This is a genomic window from Streptomyces paradoxus (assembly GCF_014202475.1).
GTDB lineage: Bacteria > Actinomycetota > Actinomycetes > Streptomycetales > Streptomycetaceae > Streptomyces > Streptomyces paradoxus.
In genome coordinates this window covers 106467-130219 of the sequence record NZ_JACHGV010000001.1, presented here as the reverse complement: position 1 = coordinate 130219, position 23753 = coordinate 106467, and the positions used below count along the sequence as shown (strand labels likewise).

At 72.9% G+C, this 23753-nt stretch carries 27 protein-coding genes; 7 read left to right on the top strand and 20 right to left on the bottom strand.

Annotated elements, in window-relative coordinates:
* The first annotated feature begins 1 nt into the window (after position 1).
* Positions 2–1951: a fumarate reductase/succinate dehydrogenase flavoprotein subunit gene (locus HNR57_RS00660; RefSeq protein ID WP_184554202.1), complete on the top strand. Its 1950-nt coding sequence runs from the start codon at positions 2–4 to the stop codon at positions 1949–1951.
* Positions 1948–2694: a succinate dehydrogenase/fumarate reductase iron-sulfur subunit gene (locus tag HNR57_RS00655; RefSeq protein ID WP_184554199.1), complete on the top strand. Its 747-nt coding sequence runs from the start codon at positions 1948–1950 to the stop codon at positions 2692–2694. The genes HNR57_RS00660 and HNR57_RS00655 overlap by 4 nt, the downstream gene beginning before the upstream one ends.
* Before the next feature lie 155 nt (positions 2695–2849).
* On the opposite strand, the gene HNR57_RS00650 is transcribed toward HNR57_RS00655, so the two are convergent.
* The 8 genes from HNR57_RS00650 to gvpO are packed head-to-tail and all read right to left on the bottom strand — an operon-like array spanning position 2850 to position 6437.
* The gene (locus tag HNR57_RS00650) at positions 2850–3143 is read right to left on the bottom strand and encodes a gas vesicle protein K (protein ID WP_184554197.1); all 294 of its coding nucleotides are present in this window, start codon (positions 3141–3143) and stop codon (positions 2850–2852) included.
* Complete coding sequence (locus tag HNR57_RS00645; RefSeq protein WP_184554195.1) at positions 3140–3388, bottom strand: gas vesicle protein; 249 nt, start codon at positions 3386–3388, stop codon at positions 3140–3142. Before HNR57_RS00645 ends, HNR57_RS00650 begins: the two co-directional genes overlap by 4 nt.
* The gene (locus HNR57_RS00640) at positions 3385–4236 is read right to left on the bottom strand and encodes a GvpL/GvpF family gas vesicle protein (RefSeq protein ID WP_184554192.1); all 852 of its coding nucleotides are present in this window, start codon (positions 4234–4236) and stop codon (positions 3385–3387) included. The genes HNR57_RS00645 and HNR57_RS00640 overlap by 4 nt, the downstream gene beginning before the upstream one ends.
* Positions 4233–4577 carry a gas vesicle protein gene (locus HNR57_RS00635; RefSeq protein WP_184554189.1) on the bottom strand — a complete coding sequence of 115 codons (345 nt, stop codon included), beginning with the start codon at positions 4575–4577 and terminating at the stop codon, positions 4233–4235. The genes HNR57_RS00640 and HNR57_RS00635 overlap by 4 nt, the downstream gene beginning before the upstream one ends.
* On the bottom strand, positions 4574–4831 hold the full coding sequence (locus tag HNR57_RS00630) for a gas vesicle protein GvpG (protein ID WP_184554186.1): 258 nt from the start codon (positions 4829–4831) through the stop codon (positions 4574–4576). Before HNR57_RS00630 ends, HNR57_RS00635 begins: the two co-directional genes overlap by 4 nt.
* 4 nt (positions 4832–4835) lie before the next feature.
* Complete coding sequence (locus tag HNR57_RS00625) at positions 4836–5603, bottom strand: GvpL/GvpF family gas vesicle protein (RefSeq protein ID WP_184554183.1); 768 nt, start codon at positions 5601–5603, stop codon at positions 4836–4838.
* The gene (locus tag HNR57_RS00620; RefSeq protein ID WP_184554180.1) at positions 5600–6076 is read right to left on the bottom strand and encodes a gas vesicle structural protein GvpA; all 477 of its coding nucleotides are present in this window, start codon (positions 6074–6076) and stop codon (positions 5600–5602) included. The genes HNR57_RS00625 and HNR57_RS00620 overlap by 4 nt, the downstream gene beginning before the upstream one ends.
* 37 nt (positions 6077–6113) lie before the next feature.
* Positions 6114–6437: a gas vesicle protein GvpO gene (gvpO, locus tag HNR57_RS00615; protein WP_184554177.1), complete on the bottom strand. Its 324-nt coding sequence runs from the start codon at positions 6435–6437 to the stop codon at positions 6114–6116.
* Positions 6438–6656: 219 nt separating this feature from the next.
* Between gvpO and HNR57_RS00610 the strand changes: the two genes are divergently transcribed.
* Together HNR57_RS00610 and HNR57_RS00605 are read left to right on the top strand one after the other, a co-directional pair.
* Positions 6657–7424, top strand: coding sequence for a GNAT family N-acetyltransferase (locus HNR57_RS00610; RefSeq protein ID WP_184554174.1), 768 nt, complete (start codon positions 6657–6659; stop codon positions 7422–7424).
* Positions 7424–8239, top strand: coding sequence for a lysophospholipid acyltransferase family protein (locus HNR57_RS00605; RefSeq protein ID WP_184554171.1), 816 nt, complete (start codon positions 7424–7426; stop codon positions 8237–8239). Before HNR57_RS00610 ends, HNR57_RS00605 begins: the two co-directional genes overlap by 1 nt.
* Positions 8240–8587: 348 nt before the next feature.
* On the opposite strand, the gene HNR57_RS00600 is transcribed toward HNR57_RS00605, so the two are convergent.
* Complete coding sequence (locus tag HNR57_RS00600) at positions 8588–10969, bottom strand: ATP-binding cassette domain-containing protein (RefSeq protein WP_184554168.1); 2382 nt, start codon at positions 10967–10969, stop codon at positions 8588–8590.
* A 21-nt stretch (positions 10970–10990) separates the two neighbouring features.
* Positions 10991–11977: an LLM class flavin-dependent oxidoreductase gene (locus tag HNR57_RS00595; protein WP_184554165.1), complete on the bottom strand. Its 987-nt coding sequence runs from the start codon at positions 11975–11977 to the stop codon at positions 10991–10993.
* 134 nt (positions 11978–12111) lie between these two features.
* Between HNR57_RS00595 and HNR57_RS00590 the strand changes: the two genes are divergently transcribed.
* Positions 12112–12822, top strand: coding sequence for a nucleotidyltransferase domain-containing protein (locus HNR57_RS00590; RefSeq protein ID WP_184554162.1), 711 nt, complete (start codon positions 12112–12114; stop codon positions 12820–12822).
* Here the strand turns inward: HNR57_RS00590 and rpmF are convergent.
* From rpmF to HNR57_RS00575, 3 genes are all read right to left on the bottom strand, one after another.
* A complete protein-coding gene (gene rpmF, locus HNR57_RS00585; protein WP_053673734.1) occupies positions 12805–12975 on the bottom strand; it encodes a 50S ribosomal protein L32 in 171 nt (56 codons plus the stop codon). The two genes, HNR57_RS00590 and rpmF, sit on opposite strands and share 18 nt — an antisense overlap.
* A gap of 105 nt (positions 12976–13080) precedes the next feature.
* Positions 13081–14676: a solute symporter family protein gene (locus HNR57_RS00580; protein ID WP_184554160.1), complete on the bottom strand. Its 1596-nt coding sequence runs from the start codon at positions 14674–14676 to the stop codon at positions 13081–13083.
* Positions 14670–15116: a DUF485 domain-containing protein gene (locus HNR57_RS00575; protein WP_184554157.1), complete on the bottom strand. Its 447-nt coding sequence runs from the start codon at positions 15114–15116 to the stop codon at positions 14670–14672. The genes HNR57_RS00580 and HNR57_RS00575 overlap by 7 nt, the downstream gene beginning before the upstream one ends.
* Positions 15117–15451: 335 nt before the next feature.
* On the opposite strand from HNR57_RS00575, the gene HNR57_RS00570 reads away from it, so the two are divergent.
* Positions 15452–15946 carry a phosphatase domain-containing protein gene (locus tag HNR57_RS00570; protein WP_313672931.1) on the top strand — a complete coding sequence of 165 codons (495 nt, stop codon included), beginning with the start codon at positions 15452–15454 and terminating at the stop codon, positions 15944–15946.
* Positions 15947–15949: 3 nt separating this feature from the next.
* Here the strand turns inward: HNR57_RS00570 and HNR57_RS00565 are convergent, their stop codons facing one another.
* From HNR57_RS00565 to egtA, 5 genes are all read right to left on the bottom strand, one after another.
* Positions 15950–16165, bottom strand: a complete 216-nt coding sequence (locus tag HNR57_RS00565) for a dodecin (protein ID WP_184554149.1) — start codon at positions 16163–16165, stop codon at positions 15950–15952.
* A gap of 128 nt (positions 16166–16293) precedes the next feature.
* Positions 16294–17256: an L-histidine N(alpha)-methyltransferase gene (gene egtD / locus HNR57_RS00560; RefSeq protein ID WP_184554146.1), complete on the bottom strand. Its 963-nt coding sequence runs from the start codon at positions 17254–17256 to the stop codon at positions 16294–16296.
* Complete coding sequence (gene egtC / locus HNR57_RS00555) at positions 17253–18047, bottom strand: ergothioneine biosynthesis protein EgtC (protein ID WP_184554143.1); 795 nt, start codon at positions 18045–18047, stop codon at positions 17253–17255. The genes egtD and egtC overlap by 4 nt, the downstream gene beginning before the upstream one ends.
* A complete protein-coding gene (egtB, locus tag HNR57_RS00550; protein ID WP_184554140.1) occupies positions 18047–19384 on the bottom strand; it encodes an ergothioneine biosynthesis protein EgtB in 1338 nt (445 codons plus the stop codon). Before egtB ends, egtC begins: the two co-directional genes overlap by 1 nt.
* The gene (gene egtA, locus HNR57_RS00545; RefSeq protein WP_184554137.1) at positions 19381–20682 is read right to left on the bottom strand and encodes an ergothioneine biosynthesis glutamate--cysteine ligase EgtA; all 1302 of its coding nucleotides are present in this window, start codon (positions 20680–20682) and stop codon (positions 19381–19383) included. Before egtA ends, egtB begins: the two co-directional genes overlap by 4 nt.
* 291 nt (positions 20683–20973) lie before the next feature.
* Here egtA and HNR57_RS00540 point away from each other — a divergent pair, with 291 nt between their 5' ends.
* Positions 20974–21819: a TIGR02452 family protein gene (locus HNR57_RS00540; RefSeq protein ID WP_184554134.1), complete on the top strand. Its 846-nt coding sequence runs from the start codon at positions 20974–20976 to the stop codon at positions 21817–21819.
* On the opposite strand, the gene HNR57_RS00535 is transcribed toward HNR57_RS00540, so the two are convergent.
* Together HNR57_RS00535 and HNR57_RS00530 are read right to left on the bottom strand one after the other, a co-directional pair.
* On the bottom strand, positions 21782–22228 hold the full coding sequence (locus HNR57_RS00535) for a type II toxin-antitoxin system PemK/MazF family toxin (protein WP_184554131.1): 447 nt from the start codon (positions 22226–22228) through the stop codon (positions 21782–21784). The genes HNR57_RS00540 and HNR57_RS00535 overlap by 38 nt on opposite strands.
* 42 nt (positions 22229–22270) lie before the next feature.
* Positions 22271–23740 (bottom strand): SPFH domain-containing protein, encoded by a 1470-nt coding sequence (locus HNR57_RS00530; RefSeq protein ID WP_184554128.1) that lies wholly within the window; start codon positions 23738–23740, stop codon positions 22271–22273.
* Positions 23741–23753 lie beyond the last annotated feature (13 nt).

Below are 23753 nucleotides of genomic sequence, written 5' to 3'. Positions count from 1 at the left end.
CATGACTTCCTACGCCGACTACACGACCGGTGAACCGGTCGCCGACACCAAGGCCCCCACCGGGCCGGTCAACGAGCGCTGGGACAAGCGCCGCTTCGAGGCCAAGCTGGTCAACCCCGCCAACCGGCGCAAGCACACCGTGATCGTCGTCGGCACCGGCCTCGCCGGCGGCTCCGCCGGGGCCACCCTCGCCGAACAGGGCTACCACGTCGTCCAGTTCTGCTACCAGGACTCGCCCCGCCGCGCCCACTCCATCGCCGCGCAGGGCGGCATCAACGCCGCGAAGAACTACCGCAACGACGGCGACTCCGTCCACCGCCTGTTCTACGACACCGTCAAGGGCGGCGACTTCCGGGCTCGCGAGTCCAACGTGCACCGGCTCGCGCAGATCTCCGTCGAGATCATCGACCAGTGCGTGGCGCAGGGCGTGCCGTTCGCCCGCGAGTACGGCGGCCTGCTCGACACCCGGTCGTTCGGCGGCGTGCAGGTGTCGCGCACCTTCTACGCCCGCGGCCAGACGGGCCAGCAGCTCCTCCTCGGCGCCTACCAGGCCCTCAGCCGGCAGATCGCGGCGGGGAACGTCGAGATGCACCCGCGCACCGAGATGCTCGACCTGATCGTCGTCGACGGGCGGGCGCGCGGCATCGTGGCGCGGGACCTCGTCACCGGGCACATCGACACGTACTTCGCGGACGCCGTCGTCCTCGCCTCCGGCGGCTACGGCAACGTCTTCTACCTGTCGACGAACGCCATGAACTCCAACGCCACCGCCATCTGGCGGGCCCACCGGCGCGGCGCCCTGTTCGCCAACCCCTGCTTCACCCAGATCCACCCCACCTGCATCCCGCGCACCGGCGACCACCAGTCCAAGCTGACCCTGATGAGCGAGTCGCTGCGCAACGACGGCCGGATCTGGGTGCCGAAGGCGAAGGGCGACCAGCGGCCCCCCAACGAGATCCCCGAGGACGAGCGCGACTACTACCTGGAGCGCATCTACCCGTCCTTCGGCAATCTCGTCCCCCGGGACATCGCCTCGCGCGCCGCGAAGAACGTGTGCGACGAGGGCAGGGGAGTGGGCCCCGGCGGCCAGGGCGTCTACCTCGACTTCGCCGACGCCATCGAGCGCATGGGCCGGGGGGCCGTCGAGGCCAAGTACGGCAACCTCTTCGACATGTACCAGCGGATCACCGACGAGGATCCGTACGAGGTGCCGATGCGGATCTACCCCGCCGTGCACTACACGATGGGCGGTCTCTGGGTCGACTACGACCTCCAGACCACCATCCCCGGGCTGTTCGCGGTCGGCGAGGCCAACTTCTCCGACCACGGCGCCAACCGCCTCGGCGCCTCGGCGCTGATGCAGGGACTCGCGGACGGCTACTTCGTCCTCCCCTCGACCATCAACGACTACCTGGCCCGCAACCCCCACCACGACGCGGTGACCGACGAACACCCCGACGTCCAGGAAGTGCTGGCCGGGACGCAGGACCGCCTCAACCTGCTGCTGTCCGTCGACGGCGACCGCACCCCCGACTCCTTCCACCGTGAGGTCGGCGAACTCATGTGGGAGTTCTGCGGCATGGCCCGCACCGACGCCGGGCTGCGCAAGGCGCTGGAACGCATCCCGCAGATCCGCGAGGAGTTCTGGCGGCGCATCAAGGTGCCCGGCACCGGTGAGGAGTTCAACCAGTCGCTGGAGAAGGCCAACCGCGTCGTCGACTACCTGGAGCTCGCCGAGCTGATGTGCCTCGACGCGCTGCACCGTGAGGAGTCCTGCGGCGGCCACTTCCGCGAGGAGTCCCAGACGCCCGACGGCGAGGCCGCCCGCGACGACGAGCGGTTCGCGTACGCCGCCGCCTGGGAGTTCACCGGCACGGGCGAGCCTCCGGTGCTGCACAAGGAAGACCTGGTCTTCGAGTACGTCCACCCCACCCAGCGGAGCTACGCATGAAGCTCACCCTGCGCGTCTGGCGGCAGCGGAACGCCGACGCCGACGGCACGATGTCCACGTACGAGGTGGACGGGATCTCTCCCGACATGTCCTTCCTGGAGATGCTCGACACGCTCAATGAGGAACTCATCGTCAAGGGCGAGGACCCGGTCGCCTTCGACCACGACTGCCGCGAGGGCATCTGCGGCGCGTGCTCGCTCGTCATCAACGGCGACGCGCACGGTCCCGAGCGGACGACGACCTGCCAACTGCACATGCGGTCGTTCAAGGACGGCGACACCATCGACGTCGAGCCGTGGCGGGCGTCGGCGTTCCCGGTGATCAAGGACCTCGTCGTGGACCGGTCGGCCTTCGACCGGATCATCCAGGCCGGCGGTTACATCACCGCGCCGACGGGAGCGGCTCCCGAGGCGCACGCCACGCCGGTGCCGAAGCCGGATGCCGACTTCGCCTTCGAGCACGCGGAGTGCATCGGGTGCGGGGCGTGCGTGGCGGCCTGCCCGAACGGGGCGGCGATGCTGTTCACCTCGGCGAAGATCAACCATCTCAACGTGCTGCCCCAGGGGGCGCCCGAGCGCGAGACGCGGGTGCTGGACATGGTGGAGCAGATGGACGAGGAGGGGTTCGGCGGGTGCACGCTCGCGGGCGAGTGCGCCACCGCCTGCCCGAAGGGCATCCCGTTGATGTCCATCACGAGCATGAACAAGGAGTGGCTGCGGGCCGCGCGGAAGGCGAAGCGGTAGCGCCGTTGCGGGGACGGTTGCGCGGCGGCTGCGGGTGGGTTGTGGCTGGTCGCGCAGTTCCCCGCGCCCCCAGGGGGTGCAGTGAACGTTCGCCGGTAGGTGCGGACGGGCGGGGCCGGGAGTGGTGCTCTCCGGCCCCGTCTCGCGTCTGTTCGTCACGGGCCGGGATCGGCCAGGAGGGGACCCAGCGGGCCGAGGTCCAGATTGAGGTCGCTGCGTTGCAGGCCGTGCTGCGCGCAGAGCTCGTCCATGCGCTCGTCCAGCAGCATCAGCGCGGTGCCGAGCCGGTCCTCCTGCTCGGCGCTGAGCGTGCCCTCGTCGAAACGGCGGACCGCCTGGCGCTCCATGAGCTGCCGCAGGAGCTCCACCACGGTCAGCACCAGGGCCGCCAGATCGTTCGTGACGCGCTCGGGATCGAGGTCCAGCGCGTGGGTGCGCGGCGCGGTCACAGCGGCCCGCTGTCCGACCAGGGCGAGGGGACCCGGTCGCTGACCGACGCCAGCAGGGCGTGCAGGGAGATCCGCACCAACGGCACGTCGGCGATGGCCAGCACCAGGTCACCACTGACCACGACGCCCGTCGCCAGCACCCGGTCGAGCAGGTCCACGAGCGGCACCCCGATGGGCGCGTACGGCTCCGGGCCGTCCCAGGGCACCGCCGTGCGGTCGGCACCGCCGGGCACCGGTACCGTCATGCGCCGGCCTCCTCGTGCGCGTCGCGCTCCGCCTCGTCCGAGCGGGCGAAGGAGTACGGGATCCAGGGCCCCGACATGGTGACCTCCAGGGCCGACTGCTGGGCGTCGCGGGCCAGTTCGCCGACGGCCCGGACGAACTCGGCGCGCCGTGCGTCGTCGACCAGATAGGCCGCATTGAGCAGCTGCGGGACGCTCCTGCCGGTCAACTGCTCGCTCTGCGGCCGGTGCCGCGTCGCCGCGACGGCGTAGCGCCGCAGTTCCCGGTCGACGGCGTGGGCCCGTGCCAGGGCCCGCTCGCGCTCCTCGCGCTCGGTGCGCCGCCGCTCGCTCACCCGGCGCAGGTACGACCGCCCGTCGGCGGGCCCGTCCCCGGCGGCGCCGGACGCGTGCCCGGTTCCGGGGCCGTGTACCTTCACCGCCCACTCGGTGCGGTTGCGCAGCCGGTCCAGCAGGGTGCGCAGGGACGCGGCCCGGTCGGTGACGGCCCGCACCGCGTTGTGGTCGTCCAGGTAGAGCGTCGCCATCGGCAGCGGGACGACGGGGCCCGCGCTCGCGGCCGTCTCCACGCCCCGGTGGTGGGCGCGGGCGCAGCGCTCCAACTCGTCCGGCCGGTTCAGCCGCTCCGCGAGCGCCTCCTCGCCGAAGGCCGCCGCGGGAACGTCCTGCACGATCAGGTGCAGTGGGCCCGCGGCCAGGACGCGCAGTGGACCGCCGCCGTCATGGCCCGGCGTCACCGACACCGCCTCGTGCGGCGGAGGCGTGTCCGTCACGGCGAACACGCAGGTGACGGTGGGGTGCGGCATGTCCGGCCCGGTCACGGAGGCCCGGTCGGCCGGCAGCGTGCTCATCGGTCCACCTCGGAGGTGTCGGCGTCGGCGTCCTCAAGGGCCTGCAGACGCGCGCGCAGACGCGCGTTCTCCTCGGTGAGCGCGTCACGCGCGGCGCGTGAGGACAGCGCCGGGTCCGTCTCCCACCAGTCGATGCCCGCCTTCTTGGCGGTCTCGACCGAGGCGATGAACAGGCGCAGACGGATGGTGAGCAGTTCGATGTCGAGCAGGTCGATCTTGATGTCGCCCGCGATGACGATGCCCTTGTCCAGGACGCGTTCGAGCAGGTCCGCGAGGCTTCCGGAGGGCGGCCCGGCCGGCTGTACTGCGGTGCCCGCGGGCCAGGTGCCGAGGTCGGTCACGAAGCGCCCCCGCGATGTCCTGTGTACCGGACCGGACTGTCGAGGCGGGCGAGCAACCGCTCCTCCTCTTCCTCGAAGGCCGCTTCGTCGATGGTGCCCTCCTCCAGGGCCCGGTTGAGTGCCGCCAGGCGCGCCTGCACCGCACGCGGATCGCCGGCCTGGCGTTCGGCCTCCTGGAGCAGGTGGTCGGCGACCCAGAGCGTGCCGCGCACCGGGGCGAGCGGCAGCAGCAGGAGCCCGGTCACGAGTCCCACCGTGTCACCGGCCCGCGGTGGCGGACGGCGCGTCGACGAAGCTGTAGCACGGCAGCGGACCGGTCACGCTGAGCGCCAGCCGGTCCCCGACATCGCGCGCCTGCGCGGCCACGGCCTGCCGGAAGCGCTGTTCGTCGGCGGAACGCACCAGGAACGACGTGCTCAGCACCTGCTCGTCGTCGACCGGACCCGGCGCCGTGCGCACGGCGAGCGGAGCCAGGCGGGCGAGCACCTCCCGTGCCGCACCCCGGGCCTCGCGCGCGACACCCTTGGCGAGCGCCTCGCCCAGCCGTACGTTCGCCTCGTAGCCGGGGCGGTGCCGGGTCTGGCGGGCGAGGGTGCGCAGGGCGTCGTCCCGGCGTACGAGGTCGGCGAAGTACCCGTGCACCACGGCACCCTTCACGTTCATCTCGACGCAGCCCCGTACCACGTCGAGCTGTGCCGCCAAGCGGGCTCGGTCGGTGCGCAGTTGCCCGCGCAGCGACTCCGCGCCGGGAGTCAGGACGGCGAACCGCATGGGCAGGACGGGGCCCTGCGCGGCGAGTTCGCCGAGCACCGCCTGATGGGCCATCAGGTCGCGTCGCCGCGCCCGGACGGACTCCGGGGCGTCCGAGACGGCCGCGCAGAGCCCGTCCTCGGTCAGCAGCCGCACCGCCGCGCCGTCCACCCCGGGCGCCCGCGGGGACCGGACGCCCGCGGGGGCGATGCCGTACACGTACAGGGTGCCGAGCGTGCCGGCGGTGGTGAGGGCGGCGGTGGCCGTCACGGTCATTCCTCCTCGGCCTTGCGGCGCCGGGGCCGCGTGCGGTCGTCGTCACTGCGGCGCTTGCGGGCCGGCCGCGGGGCGCGCTCGGTACGGGCCTCGGCCTCGTCGTCGTCCACGTCGTCCTCGGTGTCGTCGTCCGGGGTGAGGAAGTCGCGCACCTTGCCGGTCAGGGAACCGGCGGCACGCTTGGCGCCCGCCTTGCCGACGGCCTTGGAGACCGGCCCGCCGAACAGCTCGGGCACGGTCTTGGAGCGGGGGTCGTTCTCGAGATCCAGGCGGTTGCACGCCTCCGCGAAGCGCAGGTACGTGTCGACGCTGGCGACCACGATGCGCGCGTCGATCTTGATGATCTCGATCCCGACCAGCGAGACGCGCACGAAGACGTCGATCACCATGCCGCGGTCGAGAATCAGCTCCAGCACGTCGTAGAGCGTTCCGGCGCGAGGCGAACAGACGATCTCGTCGCTGTAGACGGTCATGCGGCGGTCCTTCCGGTCAGCGGTTGCGGCGGTCCGGTCACTGGTCCTGGGCGCCGCGCCGGAAGCGCGCGATCCGGCGGTACTGCACCAGTTCGCCCGACGAGTCCAGTTCCACCTGATACGTCGCGAGCAGGCTGGTGGTGTCGGGGATGCGGGCCAGTTCGAGCACGTCGACGTCGACGACCCAGCCGTCGTCCTCGCCCGGGCACACCGCGGACACCCCTTCGAGGCGGTGGCTGATCAGCTCCGTCAGTGCCTCCGCGGCGCGCCGGGCCGCCTCCCCGGCCCCGCCCACGGTGCGCCGGCGCTTGGTGGACGGGGCCGAGCCCCTGCGTCGCTCGCCGGCTCCGGGTTCGGTCATGCAGCCCACTCTCGCCGCCATCGCCGGTGGGCGCGTCCGCAGCTAGGCCGTTCGGGCCGCGCCTGCGGGCGCGAGCCGTTCAACAAGCTCACACCCGTTCTCTCTGCACATGACACGCGCAGGTCAGTCGGCATCGGAAGAACAGAGGCGCAGGACCGCACGACACCGCTCAGCGCCCCGCCCCGCCTCGCCGAACCGGCCCGTGACCAGGAGAGAGCCATGACCGGCGTACTGACCGTCGACCGCCCCGCGCAGCCCACGGCCCCCACCCGCTACACCGTCGCCCTCGCCCGGAACGAGGAGGACGTGCGGGCCGCCCAGCGGCTGCGGCACGACGTCTTCGCCGGGGAGATGGGCGCCCTGCTGGCCGGCCCGCAGCCGGGCCTCGACGCCGACGCGTTCGACGCGTACTGCGACCACCTGCTCGTCCGGGAGGAGACGACCGGCCAGGTCGTCGGCACCTACCGGCTGCTGCCGCCCGAACGCGCCGCGGTCGCCGGGCGGCTGTACTCCGAGGGCGAGTTCGACCTCACCCCCCTCGACGGGATCCGGCCGCAGCTCGTCGAGGTCGGCCGCTCCTGCGTGCACCCCGACCACCGCGACGGGGCGGTCATCAGCCTCATCTGGGCCGGCATCGCCCGCTACATGGTCGACCGCGGCCACGAATGGCTCGCCGGCTGCTGCTCCGTCCCGCTCGCCGACGGCGGCACCCTCGCGTCCGCCACCTGGGACCGGGTGCGCGACAAGCACCTCTCCCCGGAGGAGTTCCGGGTGCGGCCGCTGCTGCCGTGGACGCCGGGTCCCGCGCCCGCCGCCCGCGTGAAACTGCCCGCCCTGCTGCGCGGCTACCTCCGGCTGGGCGCCTGGGTGTGCGGCGAACCGGCCCACGACCCGGACTTCGGCGTCGCCGACCTGTACGTGCTGCTGCCGATGAGCCGCGTCAACGCCCGCTACCTGCGCCACTTCCTCTCCCTCGTACCGGCCTGATGAGCGCCTGGCTGCCCACCGCGCCGTGCACGCCGCAGACCTGCGTCGAGGCGCCGGCCGCCGTGCGGGCACGGACCGTGCCGCGGGCCGTGCTGCGGCTCACCGCGGTCCTCCTGCTCCTCATCGCGGGGATCGCGCTGACGCCCTTCGGCGGGCGGATACCGGCGTCACTGGTCCGGCGGTGGTGCCGGTGGATCGTGCGGGCCGCCGGCGTCCGGGTCCGCATCACCGGCGCCGCCGCCCCCACCGGCGGACTGCTGCTGGTGGCCAACCACATCTCCTGGCTGGACATCCCGCTGCTCGCCGCCGTACGGCCCGCCCGGATGCTGGCCAAGACCGAGGTGCGGCGCTGGCCCGTCGCCGGTGCGCTGGCCGCCCGCGGCGGGACCCTGTTCATCGACCGGGACCGGCTGCGGGCCCTGCCCGACACGGTCGCCCGGATCGCCGGGGCCCTGCGCGAGGGCGCCGCGGTCGCGGCCTTCCCCGAGGGCAGCACCTGGTGCGGCCGCGCGCAGGGCACCTTCCGGAGGGCCGTCTTCCAGGCAGCCCTGGACGCCGGGGTGCCGGTCCAGCCGGTGCGGATCGGCTACCGGCTCAGCGGCGGAGCGGCCACCACGGCCCCCGCGTACGTCGGCGAGGACACGCTGCTCGCCTCCCTGTGGCGGGTGGCGACGGCCCGCGGTCTGACCGCGGAGGTCGAGGTACGGGGGCCCCTCCCGCCGGGCGGCAGCCCCGACCGCCGCGCCCTCGCCCGCGCGGCACAGCCACCGGAGACGACGGCGCCGGCCTGGACGCACACGGTGCTGGTGGCGTAGACGCGTCCCGACCGGGCGGTGCCCCGGCATTGGACGCGGCACGTCCCGCCCTCGGCTGTGGGCCGGGTCCGGCCCTTCATCTGTGGGCCGGGTCCGGCGGCTCGGCATGTCGCGGACGACGCGGCCACAGGACCCGAGGCGCGGGCCCGGTCGCCGAACGGAGTGCCCGCGCGGTCGGCGGCATCGGTCGCCGGGGGCGGGACGCCGACAGCGGCGGCGTGCGGGTGTGCGCGCCGTGTCCGCTGGGTTCGGGCGCTTGCAGCGGCGGTCGCGTGCGCTTGCCGGCCGCTGTGTCCGCCGGGGCCGGACGCCCGCCGCGGCGGCTGCGAGCGCGTACCGGCGCCCTGTCTACGACACCCCGCGCCCGCCCGCACCGGACGTGTCTCGGCGGCTCCCGGAGAGCGTGCGCGCCAGGTAAGGGGCCGTCCGGCTCTCCGGCGACCGGGCCACCTCCCCGGGCGGTCCCGCCGCCACGATGCGGCCGCCCGCGTCACCTCCGCCGGGGCCGAGGTCGATCACCCAGTCCGCGCGCGCGACGACGGACATGTCGTGCTCGACGACGACCACGGTGTGCCCGGCGTCGACGAGGCCGTGCAACTGGCGCATCAGGACGTCCACGTCGGCCGGGTGGAGGCCGGTCGTGGGTTCGTCGAGGAGGTAGAGCGTGGGGCCGCGCCGGCCGCGCTGCAGTTCGCTCGCCAGCTTGATGCGCTGGGCCTCGCCGCCGGAGAGCTCGGTCGCGGGCTGGCCCAGGCGCAGGTAGCCCAGGCCGACGTCGAGCAGGGAGGCCAGACTGCGGGCCACGGCCGGGGTGTCCGCGAAGAACTCCGCCGCGCTCTCCACCGTCAGATCCAGCACCTGCGCGATGTTCCGCCCCCGGTACGCCACTTCCAGCGTCCCGGGGTTGTAGCGGGCCCCGCCGCAGTCCGGGCACGCCGCGTACGTGCTGGGCAGGAACAGCAGCTCCACGCTGACGAACCCCTCGCCCTGGCAGGTCTCGCAGCGCCCGCCCGCCACGTTGAAGGAGAACCGCCCGACGCCGAAGCCGCGTGCGCGGGCCCCGTCGGTGGCCGCGAACACCTTGCGTACGACGTCGAAGAGGCCCGTGTAGGTGGCGAGGTTCGAGCGCGGGGTGCGCCCGATCGGCTTCTGGTCGACCGAGACCAGCCGGCCCACGCCGGGCGAGTCCTGCGTGATCTCGCCGATGAGCGTGGACTTGCCGGAGCCGGACACGCCGGTCACCGCGGTGAACACGCCGAGAGGGAACTCCGCTGTCACGCCGCGCAGGTTGTGCCGCGTGACCGGGCCGGTCTTCAGCCACCCGGTCGCCTCGCGCACGTCCCTCACCGGGGCGGGGGAGTGGCCGAACAGGTAGCGGGCCGTCGCCGACTCCTCGACACCCGCCAGCTCGGCCACCGGGCCGCTGTGCAGCACCCGCCCGCCGTGCTCGCCCGCTGCCGGACCCACGTCCACCAGCCAGTCGGCCCCGCGCATGACGTCGAGGTGGTGCTCCACCACGAACACCGAGTTCCCGGACGTCTTCAGCCGCTCCAGCACCGTGAGCAGCGCCTCGGTGTCCGCCGGGTGCAGTCCGGCCGACGGCTCGTCGAGGACGTAGACGACCCCGAACAGCCCGGAGCGCAGCTGCGTGGCGAGGCGCAGGCGCTGCAGCTCGCCGGGGGAGAGGGTGGGCGTGGACCGGTCGAGACTGAGGTAGCCGAGGCCCAGCTCGACGACCGGCGCGATCCGGGACCGCAGGTCGTCGGTGAGGACCCGGGCGGCCTCCGACGTGCCGTCGAGCCGTGCGGCCAGCTCCATCAGCGGCAGTGCCGCCAGCTCGGCGATGGTCCGGCCGCCGAACGTGACCGCCAGGGCCTCGGGGCGCAGCCGGCTGCCGCCGCACGCCGGGCAGGGCGCACCGGTGAGGAACCGCTCGGCCTTGGCCCGCAGGGCCGGGCTCTTGGAGTCCGAGAACGTCTTCATCACGTACCGGTGGGCGCTCATGTAGGTGCCCTGGTACGGCCGCTGGATCCGGTCGGCGTCCCGCACGGGGTGCACCGTGACCACCGGCTGCTCGTCCGTGAACAGGATCCACTCCCGCTCGCCGGCGGGCAGTTCCCGCCAGGGCCGGTCCACGTCGTGGCCGAGCGCGTCGAGAATGTCCCGGAGGTTCTTGCCCTGCCAGGCGCCCGGCCACGCGGCGATCGCCCCGTCGCGGATCGACAGCGAGGGGTCGGGGACCAGCAGCTCCTCGCTCGTACGGTGCACCCGCCCGAGCCCGTGGCACTCCGGGCAGGCCCCCGCCGCCGTGTTGGGCGAGAAGGCGTCGGAGTCGAGCCGCTCGGCGCCGGGCGGGTAGGTACCGGCCCGGGAGAACAGCATCCGCAGGGAGTTGGAGAGGTTGGTGACCGTGCCGACGGAGGAGCGCGAGGTGGGGGCGGCGCGGCGCTGCTGGAGCGACACGGCGGGCGGCAGACCGGTGATCTCCCCGACCTTCGGCGCGCCGACCTGGTGGATCAGCCGGCGCGCGTACGGCGCGACCGACTCGAAGTAGCGCCGCTGCGCCTCCGCGTAGATCGTGCCGAACGCCAGCGACGACTTGCCCGAGCCGGACACGCCGGTGAACACGGCCAGCACGTCCCGGGGGATGTCGACGTCGACGCCCCGGAGGTTGTGCTCACGGGCTCCGCGGACACGGACGAACGGGTCATGGGGGTCGCGGTCGTGCATGGGAGACGACTCTAACCGGATCTAACCGGAGGTGATCGAGGCCAGCCGCCGGTAGGAGTCCAGCAGGGCCTCACGGTCGTACGTGCTGGTCGTGACCAGCACCTCCTGGGCGCCCGTCTCCTTCACCACCGTCTCCAGTTCGTGCGCCACCTGCTCCTCGGTCCCGGCGATGTGACCGGTCAGGCCCGACTCGTAGAAATCCCGCTCCTTGCCGGTCATCGTGAGGGCTTCCACGCGCCCGGCGGGCGGCAGCGGCGGGAAGGTGCCGTGGGTGCGGGAGTGGGCCATCGACCAGGCCTCGGGGATCAGCAGCCGCCGGGCCTCTTCGGGGGTGCCGGCCACGGCGATCGTGCCCGAGATGACGACGTAGGGCTCCGGTGCCCAGACGGAGGGGCGGAAATGGTCGCGGTAGTGGTCGATGCCGCGCCGCATCTTCTCCCGGTTCCTGAGGTCGCCGATGACCATGGGCAGCCCCGCGCGGGCGGCGATGCCGGCGCCCTCGCCCATGGCCAGGACGAACGGCGGCACGGTCAGGCCCTCGGCGGGGCGGGCGTGCACCCCGGTGGGGGAGGTGCCCCGGAACCAGCCGAGCAGCTCCGCGAGCTGGGCCTCGAAGTCCTCGGCGTCGCCCTTGTCGCGGCCCAAGGCCCGGCGCACCCCGTCCGTGAAGCCGACGGACCGGCCGAGACCCATGTCGATCCGCCCGGGGAACAGTGACTCCAGCACCCCGAACTGCTCGGCCACGACCAGCGGCCGGTGGTTGGGCAGCATCACCCCGCCGGTACCGACCCGGATCGTCCGGGTGGCGCCCGCCACGGCGGCGGCCAGCACGGTCGGCGCGGAACCGGCCACCCCGGGCACGCCGTGGTGCTCGGAGACCCAGACCCGGTGGTAGCCGAGCCGCTCCAGCTCCCGCGCCAGCCGCACGGTGTCGCGCAGCGCCTCGGGGTGGGTGTGCCCCTCGCGGGTGCGGGAGCGGTCGAGGACGGACAGGCGCACGGGATCCATACCGGGTTCTACGCCGGACGGGGCCGCCGGTATTCCGCCGCCGCCGCGGCGGGACCGCCGGCGGAAAACCGCGTGACCGCGTCCCCGCACGTCAGGACAATGTCCCGGTACCCAGAAGCGAAAGGCGGCCGACCGTGACCGTCCCCAACATCCTGCTCTCCGGCATCGTCGGATCGACCGCCTACGGTCTCGCCCGCCCGGGCTCGGACATCGACCGCCTCGGCCTGTTCGCCGCGCCCACCGAGGAACTGCACGGTCTGCGCCGGCCGAAGGAGTCGCACGTCAGCACGGCGCCGGACCGCACCCTGCACGAAGCCGCCAAGTGGTGCCGGCTGGCCCTCGGCGGCAACCCGACCGCGATGGAGCTGGTGTGGCTCCCCGACGACCTGTACGAGGTGCGCACCCCGCTCGGCGACGAGCTCATCGGCATCCGTACGGCGTTCCTGAGCGCCAAGCGGGTCAGGGACGCCTATCTCGGCTACGCCACCCAGCAGTTCCGGCGGCTGGAGACGCGCGGCGATGGTTCGTTCTCCGCCGACACCCGCAAGCGCACCGCGAAACACGCGCGCCATCTGAAGCGGCTGTGCGGGCAGGGCCTGGAGCTGTACACCACGGGACGGCTGACGATCCGCGTCGAGAACCCGGAGGAGTACCACGCCTTCGGCGAGCGCGTCGCCGCCGACCCGTCGGAGGCCCTGCCCCTGCTCAGGCATTACGAGGAGGCCTTCGACGCGGGGCCCACGGCGCTGCCGGACGAGCCCGACGAGGCGCCGGTGGAAGCCTGGCTGCGCCGGGTCCGCGCGCACTTCCTCGCCGAGGCGGCGCACTCAGCCGTCGGGGCGTAGCAGCCCGCGCTCGTAGGCCTTGACCAGGTTCTGCGGGACGAGGTGACGCACGCCGTCGACGGTGACGGGGACCAGGGTCGGCGTGGCCGCCTTCCACTGGGCGCGGCGGTGACGGGTGTTGCTGCGGGACATCTTCCGCTTCGGGACAGCCATGGACTCCTCCTCGGTGGGGCGGGCACCGAGGACGCTACATGAAAATGGATCCCATTAACAATGCGCGTCCCCGGTGCCCTGCCGCAATCGCCCCCGAGGAGCGTGTCAGTCGTCCGCGCCCACGAGCATCCGCACCTCGAACTCCTCGTGGGCGGAGGCCTCTTCGGCCGGTCCCTTGTCCAGCACCGTGCCGAGCCAGCCCAGGAGGAAGCCCGCCGGGATGGAGACGATGCCGGGGTTCTGGAGCGGGAACCAGGCGAAGTCGGCCCCGGGGTAGAACGAGCCCGGGGCCGAGGAGACGACCGGGGAGAAGGTGGCCAGCAGGACGGAGCACAGCAGGCCGCCGTAGAGGCTGAGCAGGGCGCCCTTCGCGCTGAAGCGCCGCCAGAAGAGGGTGTAGATGATCGTCGGGAGGATCGCGGACGCCGCGATGGCGAAGGCCAGGAAGGCGAGCGTCGCGGTGTTCGCGCCCCAGGCGATCAGGGCCAGCAGGATGCCGAGCACCCCGATGACCGCCCCGGACAGCCGGGCGACGGTCAGCTCCTCCGTCTCGGTCGCCCGGCCCTTGCGGATCACCTCGCTGTACAGGTCGTGCGCCAGAGAGGAGGCCGCGGCCAGGGTGAGGCCGACCGCCACGGCCAGCAGCGTCAGGTACGCCAGGCAGGTCAGCAGCGCGGTCAGGACACTGCCGCCCAGCTCGTGGGCGAGCAGCAGCACGGAGGCGTTGCCGGTGCGGTCCGTGCTCTCGATGGTGTCCCGGCCGAGCAGCGCGGTGGCGCCGAGCCCCATGATGCCGGCCCCGAAGCAGACGGCGCCGACCAGGCCGACGGCCCACAGCACGGAGGAGCGCAGCACGCCGCTGTTGCGCGGGGTGAGCAGCCGCATCAGCACGTGCGGCAGGGCGGCGAGGCCGAGCACGATGGCCAGTTCGAGGCTGAGGAAGTCCAGCTTGTTGCTGACGGTGCCGCCGTAGCGCAGCCCCGGTTCGAGGAAGCTCAGGCCCGAACCGCTGCGTTCGGACGCCCTCTCCAGCAGCGCGTTGGGGTTCCAGTCGAAGTGGTGCAGCACCCAGCCCGCCGTGAACAGCACGCCCACCACCAGCATCACGGCCTTGATGATCTGGATGACCGTCGCGCCCGGCATGCCGCCGAGGGAGGCGTACAGGATCACGAAGACGCCGATCACGACCACGCACAGCGTGCGGGTGGTCCCGCTCGGCACGCCGGTGAACTGGGTCAGCAGGGCCACACTGCCCACGAGTTGGGCCACCAGGTAGAGCGTCGCGATGGCCAGGATGCAGACCGCCAGCGCGACCCGCACCGGCCGCTGCTGCCGCGGCAGGCGCAGCGCCACCGTGTCGCCGAGCGTGAACCTGCCCGTGCGGTGCAGGGGTTCGGCGATCAGCAGCAGCACCATCATCCAGGCGACCGTGGTGCCGCCGAGGTACATCAGCCCGTCGTACCCGGTCAGGGCGACCAGCCCGGTGCTGCCCAGCAGGGTGGCGGCGGACAGGTAGTCGCCGCACATGGCCAGGCCGTTGCGCAGCGGCGACATGGCCCGGTTGCCGAGGTAGAACTCGCCGATCTCGTCCCGCTGAGGAGCCGTCAGCAGCGCCATGAACAGGGTGATCACGACCACGGTCAGGAACAGGACGAACGTCAGCTGCAGGCTGCTGTCGTCGATGGCGGCGGCGGTCACCACGTGCGGAACCCCCTCGTTCCGTGCCGGAGCGGCTGCCCGGCCCCCTGCGGGGGTGCCGTCGTACGGGCGCGGCGGCTCTCCGTCTCGTGCAGCCGGGACCTCAGGCCGCGGGCGAGCGGATCGACCCGGGTGCGCATGTGCCGGACATGGCACCACGCGGTCAGGCCCATGATGACGAACTGTCCGAGTCCGAGGGTGAGTCCGACGGTGAGGCGGCCGAACAGCGGCTGGTTCATCACCGCGGGAACGAAACTCGACAGCAGTACATACAGCAGGAATCCACCGACGGACAGGACCGTCGCGCGGATGCCGAAACGGCGCTGAGCGCGACGCAGAGAGTGGAATTCGGGATGGTCGGATATACGAGACGGCGGAGTTTGTCCGATGTGCGGAAGCGGAAATGTGGGAGTGTCTTCCCGCCTCGGTGAATATTCGGGCACAGGCGCACCTTCTTCGCTGCATCGTGCCCCGCACTCGACCCCGTCGGGTCAGTGGACGCGTCCGGTTTTCGGGCAGGGGGAAGGGACGCCGGACGCGCGGTGGGGTGCGGGCTTCGTGGGGGGTTCGTGAATCCGGAAAACCCACGGTTCGGATTCACGCGGACGGCCTCGGGGTTCTGTGTGGAGATCCCCGACCAGCCTCGGCCGCGGGTGGTGGCGAGGCTGAGAGCGGAGTATGTCAGTGCTGTCCTTGAGCCATCAACTGTGCGGGTGAATCGACCGGCGTACATGGCTTGTTCACGCGGGCTGTCTCAATCGCGCTTAGGGTGGGCGGTGTGAGTGACGACCGCAGCAAGGCCCCGCTGGCCGTGTTCGACCTGGACAACACCCTCGCCGACACCACGCACCGGCAGAAGTTCCTGGAACGCAGGCCGAAGGACTGGGACGGGTTCTTCTCTGCCGCGCCCCAGGACCCGCCGGTCCCGGAGGGCATCGCGCTGGTCCGGGAGAGCGCGCGGGAGTGCGAGATCGTCTACCTCACCGGGCGGCCCGAGCGCTGCCGTCGCGACACGCTGGACTGGCTCGCCGCCCAGGGCTTGCCCGAAGGGCGCGTGCACATGCGGCGGGACGGCGATCGCCGGCCCGCCCGGTTCACCAAGCTGGAGATCCTGCGGCGGCTCGCCCGCACGCGCGAGATCCGCGTCCTCGTGGACGACGACGAACTGGTCTGCGCCGACGCCCGGCGCGCGGGATTCACCGTCGTACGGGCCGACTGGGTGACCCGGTCCGCCGAGATGAAGGCGGCGCAGGAGCGCGAAGGGCGGACCTGAGCACTACTCCGACTCGTCGAGGCGGAAGCCCACCTTGAGGCCCACCTGCCAGTGCGCGATCTGCCCGTCCTCCAGCTGGCCGCGCACCTGCGTCACCTCGAACCAGTCCAGGTTGCGCAGCGTCTGCGAAGCCCGGCCGATGCCGTTGCGGATGGCCTGGTCGACGCCGTCCGGTGAGGTGCCGACGATCTCCGTGACCCGGTAGGTGTGGTTCGACATACCGCTGCTCCTCTTCCCATGACGTTCCTGTGACGGGAGTGCCACGCGTCATTCCACCGTGCCCCAAGCGGCGGCGAAGCGCGAGACGTCGTCTCCCGCCATCGCCGCCGCCCCCGGGTTCCCCGGTGTCAGCGCGCCACGCTCAGCGACAGCGCGAACCGGCCCGCACTGTCCGTCCACCAGTGGGCCAGCTCCAGCCCCGCCGCGGACAGTTCCGCGCGCACGCCCTCCTGCCGGAACTTCGCCGACACCTCGGTCCGCATCTCCTCACCCGCAGTGAAGTCGACGGCGAGGTCGAGCGCCGGCACCTTCACCGTCTGCGCCGTACGGGAGCGCAGCCGCATCTCGATCCACTCGTGCCCGGCGTCCCACAGCGCCACATGGTCGAACGCGTCAGGGTCGAAGTCGGCGCCCAGCTCGCGGTTGATCACGGTCAGGACGTTCTTGTTGAACGCGGCCGTCACCCCGGCCCCGTCGTCGTACGCCCGGACCAGCACCTCCTCGTCCTTGACCAGGTCCGTCCCCAGCAGCAGGGCGTCGCCCGGGGTGAGCAGGGCCCGCACGGAGGCCAGGAACGCGGCGCGTTCGTCGGGCAGCAGGTTGCCGATCGTGCCGCCGAGGAACGCCACCAGCCGGGGCCCCGGCGTGTCCGGCAGGGTCAGTTCCGCGGTGAAGTCGGCGATCAGCGCGTGCACGTCCAGCCCGGGCCGCTCGGCGGCGAGCGCCTCACCGGCCTGGGCGAGGGCACTCCCGCTGACGTCGACCGGGACGTAGGTGTGCAGATCGGTGAGGGCGTCCATCAGGTGCCGGGTCTTCTCCGAGGAGCCGGAGCCGAGCTCGACCAGGGTCCGGGCCCGGGTCGCCGCGGCGATGTCGCCCGCGCGCGCGAGGAGGATCTCCCGCTCCGCGCGCGTCGGGTAGTACTCGGGCAGTTCCGTGATCTTCTCGAACAGGTCGCTGCCGTGCGCGTCGTAGAACCACTTCGGCGGCAGGGTCTTGGGGCGGCCGGTCAGACCCCGGTGGACGTCGGCGCGCAGCGCGGCGTCCGTGGCGTCCTCGGGCAGGGTGCGGGTGAGGTGGAACGGGCTCACGTACGGGGCTCCTTCGGCGATGGGGAGGGCACGGAGGCGTCGGCCGGCTCCTTCAGCGGCGTGAGCAGCACCTCGGTGCGGCTCGCCGTGAGCAGGGTCCGGTCGGGGACCTCCTGCCAGTGCGGATCGTCGTCGTAGGGCTCGGAGGCCACGACGGTGCCGCCGCCGGGCCGGGTGAGGTACCACAGGGCGTCGCCCCAGGCGGTCGCGGTGATGGTGTCGCCGTTGGTGAGGAGGAGGTTCAGCCGGGAACCGGGGGCCGCGGCGGCGACCTCCAGGACCGTGTCGGCCATCGCCTGGCCCTCCTCGTCGCCGCTGCGCAGCCGCGCCAGCACCAGCGCCCAGACGAGCGCCGAGTCGTTGCGGGCCTCCAGGGACAGCAGGTCCTCGTGCGGCAGCGTCCGGGACAGCGCGGCGAGCGAGCCGGGCCAGCCCCTGACCGCCCCGTTGTGGCTGAACAGCCAGGTCCCCGCGGCGAACGGGGCCGCGGCGGCCTCCGCGTCCGCGCCCGACAGGGTCGCGTCCCGCACCGCGGCGAGCAGCGCGGTGGACCGTACGACCCGGGCGAGGTCGGCGAGCGACAGGTCCGCCCAGATGGGGCCGGCCCGGCGGTAGCGGGCCGGCACCGGGTCGCCCTCCGCGTACCAGCCGACGCCGAAACCGTCGGCGTTGACCGTCCCGTACTTCTGGTGCCGGGGCGCCCACGACTGCCGGTACAGCCCGTGCGGGGGCTCCACGAGGAGCCGGCCCAGCGGTTCCCCGGGCCCCACGTACGCCACGTGCCGGCACATCAGACGTCCTCCGAACGGGCCGTGCGGAAGCCGGCGAAGATCTGCCGCCGGATCGGGTAGTCCCAGTTGCGGAAGGTGCCCCGGCAGGCCACCGCGTCCACCGCGAACGAACCGCCGCGCAGCACCTTGTGGTCGGGCCCGAAGAAGACCTCCGAGTACTCCTTGTACGGGAACGCCTTGAACCCCGGGTACGGCAGGAAGTCGCTCGCCGTCCACTCCCACACGTCACCGATCAACTGCCGTACGCCGAGCGGTGACTCGCCCGCCGGGTAACTCCCAGCCGGTGCCGGACGCAGGTGCCGCTGGCCGAGGTTGGCGTGCTCGGGCCCCGGGTCGGCGTCGCCCCACGGGTAGCGCATCGAGCGGTCACCGGCCGGGTCGTGCCGGGCCGCCTTCTCCCACTCCGCCTCGGTGGGCAGCCGGCGTCCGGCCCAGCGGGCGTAGGCGTCGGCCTCGTACCAGCACACGTGCAGCACCGGCTCGTCCGGCGGGACGACCTCGGTCACGCCGAACCGGCGCCTGAGGAACTGCTGTCCGTCGCGCCGCCAGAACAGCGGGGCGTCGATGCCGTGCCTGCGGATGTGCGCCCAGCCCTCGGGCGCCCACCAGCGCGGGTCGTCGTAGCCGCCGTCCTCGATGAACGCGCGGTAGGCGCCGTTCGTCACCGGGGTGGTGTCGATGAAGAAGGGCGCCACCTCCCGCCGGTGCGCGGGACGTTCGTTGTCCAGGGCCCACGGCTCGCCGGAGGTGCCCATGGTGAACGGCCCGCCGGGGACGAGGACTTCGGCCGGGCCGGTGAACAGCGGCACCGGTTCCGGGTCCGGGGCGGTCAGTGCCTGGGGCCCCTTGCGCAGCTGATGGGTGATCAGCATGGTCTCGTCGTGCTGCTGTTCGTGCTGTGCGATCATCCCGAAGGCGAACCCGGCCTCCGTCAGCCGCGTCCCGTGCAACGCGTGCCGCTCCAGCACGTCCAGGGCCCGGGCGCGCACATCGGCCGCGTACGTCCGGGCCTCGGCCGGCGACAGCAGGGGCAGCTTCGGCCGCTCGGCGCGCGGGTGCTCGAAGGCGTCGTAGAGGCCGTCTATCTCCGGACGTATCGCCTCGTGCCCGGCGACTGCCCGCAGCAGCCACTGCTCCTCCTGGTTGCCGATGTGCGCGAGGTCCCACACCAGCGGCGACATCAGCGGCGAGTGCTGTGCGGTCAGGTCGGGATCCTCCACGCAGCTCGTCAGCAGCGTGGTGCGGTCGCGGGCGACGACGAGTGAGGCGACCGCCCGCTCACGGAGCACCTCGGGGTCGACGGCCCCGGCGTCGACGGCGGGGTCGGTGTCGGTCATGGGCGGAAGTCCTTCCCGTGGGCGCGACCGTCCGTGCCGCGCTGTCGGTCGAGCTGGTCGTCGGCCGGGCAGCGGCCCAGGACGACGTAGCGGTCCAGATGGGCCGTGACGGCCTCGATGACCTCGGGGGTGGCGCCGAGCCGGGGCAGGGCGTCCAGGGCGGTCGTGAAGCACGTGACGGCCACCTCGCGCAGTTCCGCGTCGGCCAGTCCGCCGCGGGCCGCGTCGAGCCACAGCGGGTTGTGCGGCGCGGGCAGCCCCAGCGTCCGTTCGGCCAGCGGCTTCACGGCCCGGTAGGCGGTCTCGGTGGCCTCCTGGTCGTCGAACAGCGCCGCCGTCACGGCGAGCGGCACGATCCAGCCGTCGTCCCCGGGCTGCGCGTCGATCATGCGCAGTTCGAGATGGCCGCGCGGCCTGACCGGCGGGAACAGCGTCGTGACGTGGTAGTCGAGATCCTCCCGGGTGGGCGGCCGGGGCGCGCCCGTGCGGATCCAGTCCCGGAAGGTGAGCCCCTCGGGGACGTCCCAGGGCCCGCCGTCCCGCCGTACGCACATCACGGGGGAGTCCAGCACGTGCCGGGCCCAGGCGCCGCGCGGGTCGGTGTCCAGCCGGGGACCGCCCGCCCGTCCGGCGCCGATCCGGGTCCACATCAGCTGCCGGGTGGACAGCCAGCCGGTCGGACGGTGCCCGGCGAGGGGCGAGTTGGCGAACGCGGCCACCAGGACCGCGCCGAGATGGTGGGCCAGCCACCAGCGCCGCACCAGGCCGAGCGGCCCGGGCTCCTCGTGACCGGCGTCCAGGCACACCTGCACGGAGGCGGAGGAGCACATCATGGAGCGGCCGGCGGGGCCCGTGCGGTCCAGGCACGCCTCCATGGCGTCGTAACGCGGTTCGCGCAGGAACCTGCGGGGTTCGTGCCAGGGATCGTGGCCGAGGCCGACGAGGGCGAGGCCGTCGTCGCGCAGAACCGCGCGGACGGCGTCGAGGTCGGCGGAGACGGTGCTGACGCACTCCATCAGCGAGGCGGCGGGGGGCGAGCTCAGCTCCAGCTGGCCGCCGGGTTCCACGGTGAGCGCCGACCTCAAGGGCACGGTGCGCAGTGCGGCGTAGGCCGCTTCGAGTCGTTCGGGTGTGACGGGGAGCTGCGGTGCGCGCAACTCGTGGACGAGCCATTCCACCTCGACACCGAGGCGGCGTGGAGGGCCGGTCTTGAAGCAGATGCCGCGGACCAGAGCCTCGACCTCGGCTTCGGACAATGACGTGCGTGGCCGGGTACAGCCACTTACCGAATCGGACATGTCGGGATCCTCCTGAGATTCCACCATGCCACCGGTCCGGGCTCTTCGGCGGCCCGGGCCGGGATCACTCGTCCCACCCAAGACGCTCCTGTCGCTCGGCACAAGGGGGCGAACCGGGGCGTTCCCGGTCGGTCATACGGGCCGGCCCCGAGTTTCCAAGGACTTTCCCGGGCGTTCTCCGGCGGCGAAAACTCTGTTGCCCCGAAGATCCGGCATCACCCACCATGCCTGCGTGAGCACGACAAGAAGGGCTGCGGGGCACGCGCTCACGGCGACTACGGGGGTGGCGCCGTGAGTGCGCGCCTGCGCGGTATCGCGCAGCAGACCGAGCAGATCGTCGCCGCCGGGCATTACCGCGCGCCGGACGGGCGCGGCGTCTCGATCGCGGCGGAGCTGCGTGCGGCGCGCGAGGGCACGCGGCTGTACGGGCCGGATCCGGTGCCGGTGTCCGCCGATCGGGTGACCGGGGCGCGGAAGACGCTGGTGGAGGTCACGAACGAGAGCAGCCTGGCGGCCGCCCGCAGGCTCGGCGGGCCGGTGGCCGTGCTGAACTTCGCCTCGGCCAGGAATCCGGGCGGCGGCTATCTGAACGGCGCCCAGGCCCAGGAAGAGGCCCTGTGCCGGGCCTCCGCGCTGTACACGTGCCTCCTGGAGGCCCGCGGCTTCTACGACCACCACCGGGCCCACCGCGACCCGTTCTACACGGACCGTGTCATCCACTCACCGGCCGTGCCCGTCTTCCGCGACGACCGGGGCGCCCTGCTGGCCGAGCCGTACACGGCCGGCTTCCTGACCTCGCCCGCGCCCAACGCGGGCGTGGTGCTGCGCACGGCGCCCGAACGGGCTCCCGAACTGCCGCGGGCCCTCGCGGTCCGGGCCGAGCGGGTCCTGGAGACGGCCGCGGCCCACGGCTACCGCCGGCTCGTCCTGGGCGCCTGGGGCTGCGGGGTCTTCCGCAACGACCCCGCGCAGGTGGCGCAGGCCTTCCGGGCGTTGCTGGGGCCGGGTGGCCGGTTCGCCGGGGCCTTCGAGCACGTGACGTTCGGGATCCTGGACCGGACACGGGACCGTGCGGTGCTCGGCGCCTTCGAGAAGACCTTCAGCTCCAGCCGTAGCGCTCCTGCAGGCGGCGTCTGACCAGGTTGAACCGCATGCGGTCCAGGGCGCAGGCCTCCCGGCGCATGCCCTGCTCGTGCAGGCGCAGCACCCGGTCCACGTCGACCCACGAGTCCCGGCCCGTCCGGTCCCACGGCCCGGCGCCGATCGGCACCCACTCGCGGTCACCGTCGTGCCGCTTGCTGGACAGCTGAACGGCGAGGAAGGTGCCGCCCGGCTCGCGGGCCACCACCAGCACCGGGCGGTCCTTGCCGCGGCCGTCGTTCTCCTCGTAGGGGACCCACGTCCAGACGATCTCCCCGGGGTCCGGGTCGCCGTCGTGGGCGGGGGAGTACTCCGTGCGGACCCGGCCCACCTCGCGCGGGTCGGCCTGCACGGTGGCGGAGGGGCCGTGACGGCCGGGGACGTTCTCGTCGGCAAACGTGCTCACGGGGGCACCTTAGAGGCCGCCCCCGTGAGCACGCCGCCCGGGTCACCTGTCGTCCACCGGCACCTTCTGGACCTGACCGTTGAGGGCGGAGGCGTCCTGCGGGGTCTGCCCGTTCCGGTCCATCGACGCGAGCAGCTGACGGGCGAGGCCCAGCCCCGTCCCGCCCATGGTCAGCGCCTTGGCGAACAGGTCGGCCATACCGTCGGCGCCGTTGAGCAGCACCATGTTGTCGACGTTGCCGAAGGCCGACGCGCCGGCCTTCACGATCTCCGGCCAGTTCTCGGCGAGTTGCTGCGCGACGACGGCCTCCTGGTTCTCGGCCAGGGCGGCTGCACGGGCCTTGATGGCCTCCGCGTCCGCGAGGCCCTTCGCCTTGGCCGCCTCGGCCTCGGCCAGACCCCTGGCCCGCGCCGCTGCCGCCTCGGCCTCACCGGTGGCCCGGGTGGCCTGCGCGGCCGCCTCGCCCCGCGCCTTGGTCGCCTCGGCCTCGGCGCCCGCGGCCGCTTTGACCCGGGTCGCCTCGGCCGCCGCCGCGAGTTCCGTCTCCTGGGCCTGCGCCTGGGCCGACGAGATCCGCGCGTCGCGGTCGGCCTCGGCCAGGGTGCGCGTCTCGTAGGCCGCCGCGTCGGCGGGTTTGCGGACGTCCGCCTGGAGTTGCTGCTCGCGCCGGTGTGCCTCCAGCTCGGCCACCCGCGTCTCCTGGACGACGACCTCCTGCCGGGCGCCGGCCTCGGCGAGCGGTCCCGCCTGCCGGGCCTTGGCGGCCGCCTTGTCGCGCTCCGCCTGGTAGCCGGCCTGGAGGATCTCGCTGTCCCGGGTGGCCTCCGCCATCCGGGCGAACGACTGCTGCTCGGCCTCGGTGGCCAGCCGGTTGGCCTCGGCCTGCGCGATGCGCGCGTCGCGCTGCACGGCCGCCGCGTGCGGCATGGCGAGGTTCTGGATGTACCCGGTCGGGTCCTCGATCTCGTGGATCTGCAGCGAGTCCACGATCAGGCCCAGCTTCTCCATCTCGGTTCCGCACGCGGCCCGCGTCTGCCCGGTGAGCTTCTCCCGGTCCCGGATCATGTCCTCGACCGTCAACCCGCCCACGATGGACCGCAGATGACCGGCGAAGACGTTGTGCACCCGCTCCGACATCAGCTTCTGCTGGTCGAGGAACCGGCGGGCCGCGTTGGCGATCGACACGAAGTCGTCGCCCACCTTGAAGATGACCACGCCCCGCACCTTCAGTGGGATGCCCTGGTGGGTCACGCAGTCCACGTGGAGCTCGGTCTCGTTGAGATCGAGCGAGAGCTTGCGCACCGCCTGGACCCCGGGCATCACGAGCGTGCCGCGCCCGGTGACGATGCGGAATCCCATGCCCTCCTCAAGGCCCTCCGTGCGGTGCTTGGACCCCGAGATGATCAGTGCCTCATTCGGTTCGGCGACCCGCCACATGAGCTTGAACAGACCGATCAGCACGAGGACGGCGGCAACCGCCACCCCCGCAACGACGCCGACGACCATCGGCATTCGCCCCCTTTGC

What these genes read in the sequence shown, in the direction of transcription:
- HNR57_RS00660 (WP_184554202.1), top strand. Translation starts at nt 2, where the DNA reads ATGACTTCCTACGCCGACTACACGACCGGTGAACCGGTCGCCGACACC.
- HNR57_RS00655 (WP_184554199.1), top strand. Translation starts at nt 1,948, where the DNA reads ATGAAGCTCACCCTGCGCGTCTGGCGGCAGCGGAACGCCGACGCCGAC.
- HNR57_RS00645 (WP_184554195.1), bottom strand. Translation starts at nt 3,388, where the DNA reads ATGACGGTACCGGTGCCCGGCGGTGCCGACCGCACGGCGGTGCCCTGG.
- HNR57_RS00640 (WP_184554192.1), bottom strand. Translation starts at nt 4,236, where the DNA reads ATGAGCACGCTGCCGGCCGACCGGGCCTCCGTGACCGGGCCGGACATG.
- HNR57_RS00625 (WP_184554183.1), bottom strand. Translation starts at nt 5,603, where the DNA reads ATGACCGTGACGGCCACCGCCGCCCTCACCACCGCCGGCACGCTCGGC.
- HNR57_RS00620 (WP_184554180.1), bottom strand. Translation starts at nt 6,076, where the DNA reads ATGACCGTCTACAGCGACGAGATCGTCTGTTCGCCTCGCGCCGGAACG.
- gvpO (WP_184554177.1), bottom strand. Translation starts at nt 6,437, where the DNA reads ATGACCGAACCCGGAGCCGGCGAGCGACGCAGGGGCTCGGCCCCGTCC.
- HNR57_RS00610 (WP_184554174.1), top strand. Translation starts at nt 6,657, where the DNA reads ATGACCGGCGTACTGACCGTCGACCGCCCCGCGCAGCCCACGGCCCCC.
- HNR57_RS00605 (WP_184554171.1), top strand. Translation starts at nt 7,424, where the DNA reads ATGAGCGCCTGGCTGCCCACCGCGCCGTGCACGCCGCAGACCTGCGTC.
- HNR57_RS00600 (WP_184554168.1), bottom strand. Translation starts at nt 10,969, where the DNA reads ATGCACGACCGCGACCCCCATGACCCGTTCGTCCGTGTCCGCGGAGCC.
- HNR57_RS00595 (WP_184554165.1), bottom strand. Translation starts at nt 11,977, where the DNA reads ATGGATCCCGTGCGCCTGTCCGTCCTCGACCGCTCCCGCACCCGCGAG.
- rpmF (WP_053673734.1), bottom strand. Translation starts at nt 12,975, where the DNA reads ATGGCTGTCCCGAAGCGGAAGATGTCCCGCAGCAACACCCGTCACCGC.
- HNR57_RS00565 (WP_184554149.1), bottom strand. Translation starts at nt 16,165, where the DNA reads ATGTCGAACCACACCTACCGGGTCACGGAGATCGTCGGCACCTCACCG.
- egtC (WP_184554143.1), bottom strand. Translation starts at nt 18,047, where the DNA reads ATGTGCCGGCACGTGGCGTACGTGGGGCCCGGGGAACCGCTGGGCCGG.
- egtB (WP_184554140.1), bottom strand. Translation starts at nt 19,384, where the DNA reads ATGACCGACACCGACCCCGCCGTCGACGCCGGGGCCGTCGACCCCGAG.
- egtA (WP_184554137.1), bottom strand. Translation starts at nt 20,682, where the DNA reads ATGTCCGATTCGGTAAGTGGCTGTACCCGGCCACGCACGTCATTGTCC.
- HNR57_RS00530 (WP_184554128.1), bottom strand. Translation starts at nt 23,740, where the DNA reads ATGCCGATGGTCGTCGGCGTCGTTGCGGGGGTGGCGGTTGCCGCCGTC.